Consider the following 6628-nt stretch of genomic DNA (forward strand, 5'->3'; position numbering starts at 1 on the left):
TTCCGGCAGGATGGAAACCATGACTTCCAGCATGCCTTTCGAGCAAGACGAACCCCGGCTCCATGGCGAATACAAGGTCCCCGGCGGAAAACTCGTGGTGGTCGACCTCGACGTCGTGGACGGGCGGTTCGCGCACGTCTCGCTCAGCGGCGATTTCTTCCTCGAACCGGACGAGGCCCTGCTGGACATCAACCGGGCGCTCACGGGCCTTCCGGAAAGTTCGACGCCGGCGGAGATTTCCGCCGCCGTCACCGCCGCACTGCCCGCCGACACGGTCCTGTTCGGCTTCTCTGCCGACGCCGTCGCCGTTGCTGTCCGCAGGGCGCTGTCCAAGGCGAGCGGGTGGGCGGACCACGAATGGGAGGTCATCCCGCCGTCGGTCCTTCCCACCCACCTCAATGTAGCGCTGGACGAGGTCCTCACCGAACAGGTCGGGGCCGGGCTACGCAAGCCCACCCTGCGCTTCTGGGACTGGGAAGAGCCGTCTGTTGTGATCGGCAGCTTCCAGTCCTTCCGCAATGAGGTGGATCCCGACGGCGTCGCGCGCCACGGCATCACGGTGGTCCGCCGCATCAGTGGCGGAGGAGCCATGTTCATGGAGGCGGGCAACTGCATTACCTATTCGCTCTATGTGCCACAGAGCCTCGTCGATGGCATCAGCTTCGCCGATTCCTACGCTTTCCTCGACGCGTGGGTCATGGCTGCCTTGGAAAAACTGGGCATTACCGCGTTCTATGTCCCGCTCAATGACATCGCCACCGAGCAGGGCAAGATCGGCGGTGCCGCGCAAAAGCGCCTAGCCAACGGCGGAATGCTGCATCACGTCACCATGAGCTACGACATCGACGCCGACAAGATGGTGGAGGTCTTGCGCATCGGCAAGGAAAAACTGTCCGACAAAGGCACCCGCAGCGCAAAGAAGCGCGTGGATCCACTCCGCCGGCAAACCGGCCTGGCACGGACAGAGATCATCAAAGCCATGCAGGAAGTTTTCACCGAGCGCTACGGCGCCACGGAGTCCAGCATCACCGACGCCGAATTGGCAATAGCCCGGGAACGGGTGCGGTCAAAGTTCGGTACCGAAGAATGGCTGCACCGTGTCCCTTAACTGCCGGTGTCCCTTAACTGCGGGTGTCCCTTAACTGCCGGTGTTCCCTAGTTACCCGGCCCGGTACGCGTTCACTGCCTGTTCCAGGACCGGACCGTAGAGCGGCCATGAATCGGCCGAAGCAGCCACGATGAGGACGCTGATGCCCTTGCTCCCCGCTACGAGGCAAGCCATTTCACGGTAGCGGTTGTTGCCGACGCGGGTTACGTAGCTGTCCTCCACGCAGGAACCCGTGCCTCCGCGGAAAGCCATTCCGGTGCGTTCAGCGATTTTGGTGGGTGGCGAGGAGTTCTCGTCCGCCAAGTGATCAAGCCTGAAGGTGCTCCAATTGTCCAGCGACTCGCTGCCCTGCCGGGGTGTGGCGTTGAGGTACATCCGCAGTTCGCCCGTTGACGACGACACAGTCGCGGACACGCTGCCGGGGTCGCTTTCGGCAGGACTCGCATCGGGTCGGACTGTAAGGACCCCGGTGCCATCCGGAAGGTCCATGGTTCTCCAGCCTGCCGGGGCTGGAGCTGCCGTGAACCACGCGAACGGCAACTCCGCAGACTGCACGGTGCTTGTCCCCGGGCTTTGAACAGACGAACTGCAAGCTGCGACGGCCAGCATCGCAGCAACCGCGCCCAGGGAGAGCACGGCGAACAGTGTTGTTCTGTGGCGCCTTGGCGCGCTAGCGGTTTCCATCGCCGTCGTCCGGTCCGCCGTTATCGTCGCCGTCGCGGTCGCCGCCATTGGGGTGCCGCGGGGGCGGCGGAACCATGTGGGGTGGCGCCTGTGCTGGAGGCCGGACTACGGTTGGCGGCGTCTGTACAGGCGGCGGAACGACGGTTGGCGGCGCTGGGGGTGGAACGACGGCGGGCGGGGTAGTAGTTGGCGCGACCGGCGTCGCCGTCGGTGCAGGCGACGGCGCGCTTGGGGCGGGCGTTGTGCTCGCCGGTGGGCTTGCGGGTGCCGGAGCGGCGGGTTGTCCGCCGAAGCAGCCTCCGAGCAATAGGCTGGCGCTCAGCACTGCGGCGGCAAGCACGGGGCGAGGAATCTTCATGGTGACCGTCCTCAGGAAAGGCCCATGCGGAGCGCCGGGCTTTGCATCTAAAGACGATGCCGGCAATCTCCTTGGTTCAAAGGCCAGCTCGTCAACGCCGGCTCCCGCGTCAGCCCTGCTGCAGTGCCACAGCTTCTTGTTGCGAAGCGCCGGCGGCTTGCGCCGTCAGGGCGCGGAACAAATGGCTTCGCTGCTCAATGATGATGCGCCGGAGTGCACGCGGAGCCGCCGTGTGGGCGCTAAGCCAATCGTCCGTGCGCCGAAGCACAGGATGATCTCCCGGAGCCGTCCCGGCCTGCAGATCCTGGGCCGCGGGGAACAGGCCCCGCACAATCCGGCTTGCGATCTCGATGCTCCGGGACTGCCAGATATCCTCCAGGCAGTCGAAGTACGGTTCCGTGAAGCCGTCCAGGAGCCCGGACGGGGCAAGGGAGAAACCTGCGATTGTGGCGCTCAGAATCTCATTGGAGAGCCCAGTGTCGTTGACCGCGGCATTCCATGCGCCGGTCTTGACGTCAATATCGGGACGGGCAGCTCCGGCCAGAGCATGGCCTTCGCGCCCGGAAGCGGTGTGGTCCAGGGCTAGCTCGGCATCCAGTTCCGAAAGCGTGGCCGCTCCGTTGGCTGCCAACGCCTGCCACAGGCTCCACCGGAGATCCGCATCCACCGTCAGCCCGTCCACGGTCACGCTGCCGGAGAGAATGCCCCGGAGGAACTCGACGTAAGCCCCATCATGGCGCGACAACTGGGCCAGGGCCCTGGCCCACGCGAGTTGCTGGTCCGAGCCCGGCTCGGAGGTCCGCAGCTGCCTCGCGCTGGCCGCCATCAGGCGCTCCCGGACTTCATCCCGCTGCAGAGCCGGGATGTAGCGCTCGACGGCGGTCACCGCGTTGTCCAGAACGTTGAGGAGGACGCCGATTCCTGACTCGGCGGGGGCGAAGCGTTCGACGGCGGCGACGTACAGCGCCGCCGGGGTAACGGCGTCGCGCGCTGAATCCCACAGGGCTGTCCAGCACAACGCCCGGGCCATGGGGTCGCTGAGGCGGTCCAAGGAGGAACGTACTGTTGCTTCGGATCCCGCATCCAGGCGGACCTTGGCATAGCTGAGGTCGTCGTCGTTCACGAGCAGGAGGGCCGGGCGCGGCTTTCCTTCGAGTGCCCCTACCGTGCTTTCGGCGCCGTCGACGTCGAGCTCGATGCCCTCCGTGCGGAGCAACTGGCCGCCGTCGTCAAAGTTGTAAAGACCGATCCTGAGCCTGTGCGGCCTGTGTTCTTGCTTGCCCGTGACGGGATCCACGGAGTCCTGGCGCAGGGTGACCGTTGCCATGGCATCGCCGTTTCCGGCGATCTCGGCCGCAACGGTGGAGATCCCGGAGGTCTGCAGCCACTGCCGGGCCCAGGTGCCAAGGTCCCGGCCCGACGCTGTGTCCAGGGCTTGGAGGAGGTCGGCCAGCGAGGTGTTGCCATACTCGTGATCCTTGAAGTAGCGGCGCGAGCCGGCAATGAACGCCTCGAATCCGACGTAGGCCACCAATTGCTTGAGGACGGATGCGCCCTTGGCATAGGTGATGCCGTCGAAGTTCTGCTTGGCAGCCTCGAGGTCGGGAATGTCCGCGACAATGGGGTGGGTCGTGGGCAACTGGTCCTGCAGATATGCCCAGGACTTGCGCTTGTTCGCGAAATTCACCCAGGCGCTGTCCCAGTCCGTGGCCTTGTCCACGCCGAGGGTACCCATGTAGTCGGCGAAGGATTCCTTGAGCCAGAGATCGTCCCACCAGGTCATGGTCACGAGGTCGCCAAACCACATGTGGGCCATCTCGTGCATGAGGGTGTTGGCGCGGGCTTGGTACTGGGCATCGGTGGCCCGCGAGGTGAAGACGTATTTCTCGGTGAAGGTGACCAGGCCGGGATTTTCCATCGCACCGAGGTTGTATTCGGGCACGAACGCCTGATCGTACTTGCCCCAGGGGTACGGATAGTCGAAGAGGTCGTTGAAGAAGTCCAGGCCGTTCTTCGTCAGCCGGAAAAGCCCGGCGGCATCGAAGGACTCCTGCATGGATGCGCGGCAATAGAGCGCCAGCGGAACCTCAAGGCTGGTCCCGTCGTCGAGCGTCTTGCTCCATTGGTCCGTGGCGCGGAAATAGGGACCGGCGAGGACCGTGGTGATGTAGGTAGACATCCGCTTGGTGGTGGCGAAGTCCCAGCGGCTCGTCGCCGGATCGCTCGTCAGTTGCGTCCGGGCGAGCTCGGCGCCATTGGAAGCCACCTGCCAAGAAGAAGGCGCCATGACGTGGAAGGTGAATTCGGCCTTGAGGTCCGGCTGCTCGAAATTCGCGAACACACGGCGGGCATCCGCCGGTTCGTATTGCGTGTAGAGGTAGCACTGTCCGTCCGCGGGATCGACAAAGCGGTGCATGCCCTCGCCGGATCGGCTGTAAAGGGCGGTTCCGGTGACCGTGACCTGATTTTCGGCCTGGAGATTGTTGAGGTGGATCCTGTCGCCGTCCACTACCTCGGCGACATCCAGTCCCTTTCCGTTGAGGAAGACGCTGTGTACACCGCCGTGGATGAAATCCAGGAACGTGGACGAACCAGGCTTGGCCGAGAAGTTGATGACGCTGCGGCTTGTGTACCCCGGTACGCCGGCATCGGCGGCTTCGCGGACGTCAAGGGAGACGTCGTAGCTGTGAGTGCTGATCAGGGCTGAACGGGTGGCGGCCTCAGCGCGCGCCAAGTTGTGATTCGACACCCAGCTATCTAATCATGAGGAAGACGGCGCCCAGCCCAGGAGGGCAATAAGGAACCAGGAGCCAAGCGCAACCAGCACCGCACGGGCGCGTCCGGCGGCCCATGCGGCCGTGCCCGGTATATTTGCAGCTAGCAAACCCCGCGCTACAGCCGGTGCCACTGCGCAACATGCAGAACGCGAAATGCGTTCGTAATCGAAAAGGTGATTGTCTGAATCCCATGTCAGAGCTATTCCGGGATTACTCCGAGGCCGCCGCCCGTTCCGGCGCCTACGACGAAATGTTCGCCCCGGGCACCGTTGCCCGAAAGTCCTACGGCCAGGTGGACGGTGCTCTCCGCGAGCTTTCGCTTGCGGATGTGAGCGCCCGTGCGGAGTCGATGGCGCGGACGTTCCTGGACCGGGGTGTGACGTTTGATTATGCGGGGGAGGAGCGTCCCTTCCCGCTGGATATCGTGCCGCGGGTGATTCCGGCTGATGAGTGGGATGTCCTGGAGCGGGGTGTGGCGCAGCGGGTGCGGGCGCTGGAGGCGTTCCTGGACGATGTCTACGGGCGGATGGCGGTGGTCGCTGACGGCGTGGTGCCGCGGGCATTGGTGACCACGAGCGCGCATTTCCACCGTGCCGTGCACGGTTTCGAACCGGCCGGTGGCGTGCGGGTGCATGTGTCCGGGATTGATGTGGTCCGTGATGCGGCGGGTACGTTCCGGGTGCTGGAGGACAACGTGCGGGTGCCTTCCGGGGTGTCCTACGTGCTGGAGAACCGGCGGGCGATGGCGAAGGGTTTGCCGGAGGCGTTCGGGCAGCAGCACATCCGTCCGGTCGAGGAATACCCGCGGCGTCTGCTCTCGGCGTTGCGGAAGACGGCGCCGTCGGGGGTCGATGATCCCACGGTGGTGGTGTTGACGCCGGGGGTGTTCAACAGCGCCTACTTCGAGCACACGCTGCTGGCCGGGTTGATGGGTGTTGAACTGGTCGAGGGCAGGGACCTGATCTGCCGCGGTAACCGGGTGTACATGCGCACCACGGCCGGTGAACAGCGGGTGGACGTGATTTACAAGCGGATCGACGATGAGTTCCTGGATCCGCTGCAGTTCCGCTCCGATTCGATGCTGGGGTGTCCGGGACTGGTGAACGCGGCCCGGGCGGGCGGGGTGACGATCGCGAACGCGGTGGGCAACGGGGTGGCCGATGACAAGCTGGTCTATTCCTACGTGCCGGACCTGATCAGGTACTACCTGCATGAGGAGCCGGTGATCGCGAACGTGGAGACGTTCCGGCTGGAGGAGAAGGAGGCCCGGGAGCAGGTCCTGGACCGGCTCGGGGAGCTGGTGGTCAAGCCGGTGGACGGGTCCGGGGGCAAGGGCCTGGTGATCGGTCCTGATGCCTCGGCCGAGGAGTTGGAGGCGTTGCGGAAGCGGGTGTTGGCGGATCCGCGGGGCTGGATCGCGCAGCCGGTGCTGCAGCTTTCCACCGTGCCCACGCTCTCGGGGGAGAAGTTCGGGCCCCGGCATGTGGACTTGCGTCCGTTCGCGGTCAACGACGGCGATGACGTGTGGGTGCTGCCGGGCGGGCTGACCCGGGTGGCGTTGAAGGAGGGCTCGCTGATCGTGAACTCCTCCCAGGGCGGCGGGTCCAAGGACACCTGGGTGCTCTCGGACTCCCCGCGGCTGCCCGCCGTCGAGCTGCCGCGGTCCGCGATCACGGTCCGGGAACAGGTCTCGGTCTGGCC

Annotated in this window: 4 protein-coding genes; 2 read left to right on the plus strand and 2 right to left on the minus strand. The window is 65.1% G+C overall.

The features are described 5' to 3' along the window. Nucleotides 1-10 precede the first annotated feature (10 nt). Nucleotides 11-1108 carry a lipoate--protein ligase family protein gene (locus AC1DJW_RS08630; protein WP_476901145.1) on the plus strand — a complete coding sequence of 366 codons (1098 nt, stop codon included), beginning with the start codon at nt 11-13 and terminating at the stop codon, nt 1106-1108. A 51-nt stretch (nt 1109-1159) separates the two neighbouring features. Here AC1DJW_RS08630 and AC1DJW_RS08635 read toward each other — a convergent pair whose 3' ends face one another. Next, the gene (locus AC1DJW_RS08635) at nt 1160-1840 is read right to left on the minus strand and encodes a hypothetical protein (RefSeq protein ID WP_476901146.1); all 681 of its coding nucleotides are present in this window, start codon (nt 1838-1840) and stop codon (nt 1160-1162) included. A 419-nt stretch (nt 1841-2259) separates the two neighbouring features. Further along, nucleotides 2260-4899, minus strand: coding sequence for an aminopeptidase N (gene pepN, locus AC1DJW_RS08640; RefSeq protein ID WP_476901147.1), 2640 nt, complete (start codon nt 4897-4899; stop codon nt 2260-2262). A 218-nt stretch (nt 4900-5117) separates the two neighbouring features. On the opposite strand from pepN, the gene AC1DJW_RS08645 reads away from it, so the two are divergent. Continuing rightward, the coding region (locus AC1DJW_RS08645; protein ID WP_476901148.1) for a circularly permuted type 2 ATP-grasp protein at nt 5118-6628 on the plus strand (1511 nt) is incomplete at its 3' end.

This window comes from Arthrobacter sp. 05L417, from assembly GCF_056397865.1.

Excerpts from the sequence above, each read along its gene's own strand:
- AC1DJW_RS08635 (WP_476901146.1), bottom strand. The coding sequence starts at position 1,840 with ATGGCGGCGACCGCGACGGCGACGATAACGGCGGACCGGACGACGGCG.
- AC1DJW_RS08630 (WP_476901145.1), top strand. The coding sequence starts at position 11 with ATGGAAACCATGACTTCCAGCATGCCTTTCGAGCAAGACGAACCCCGG.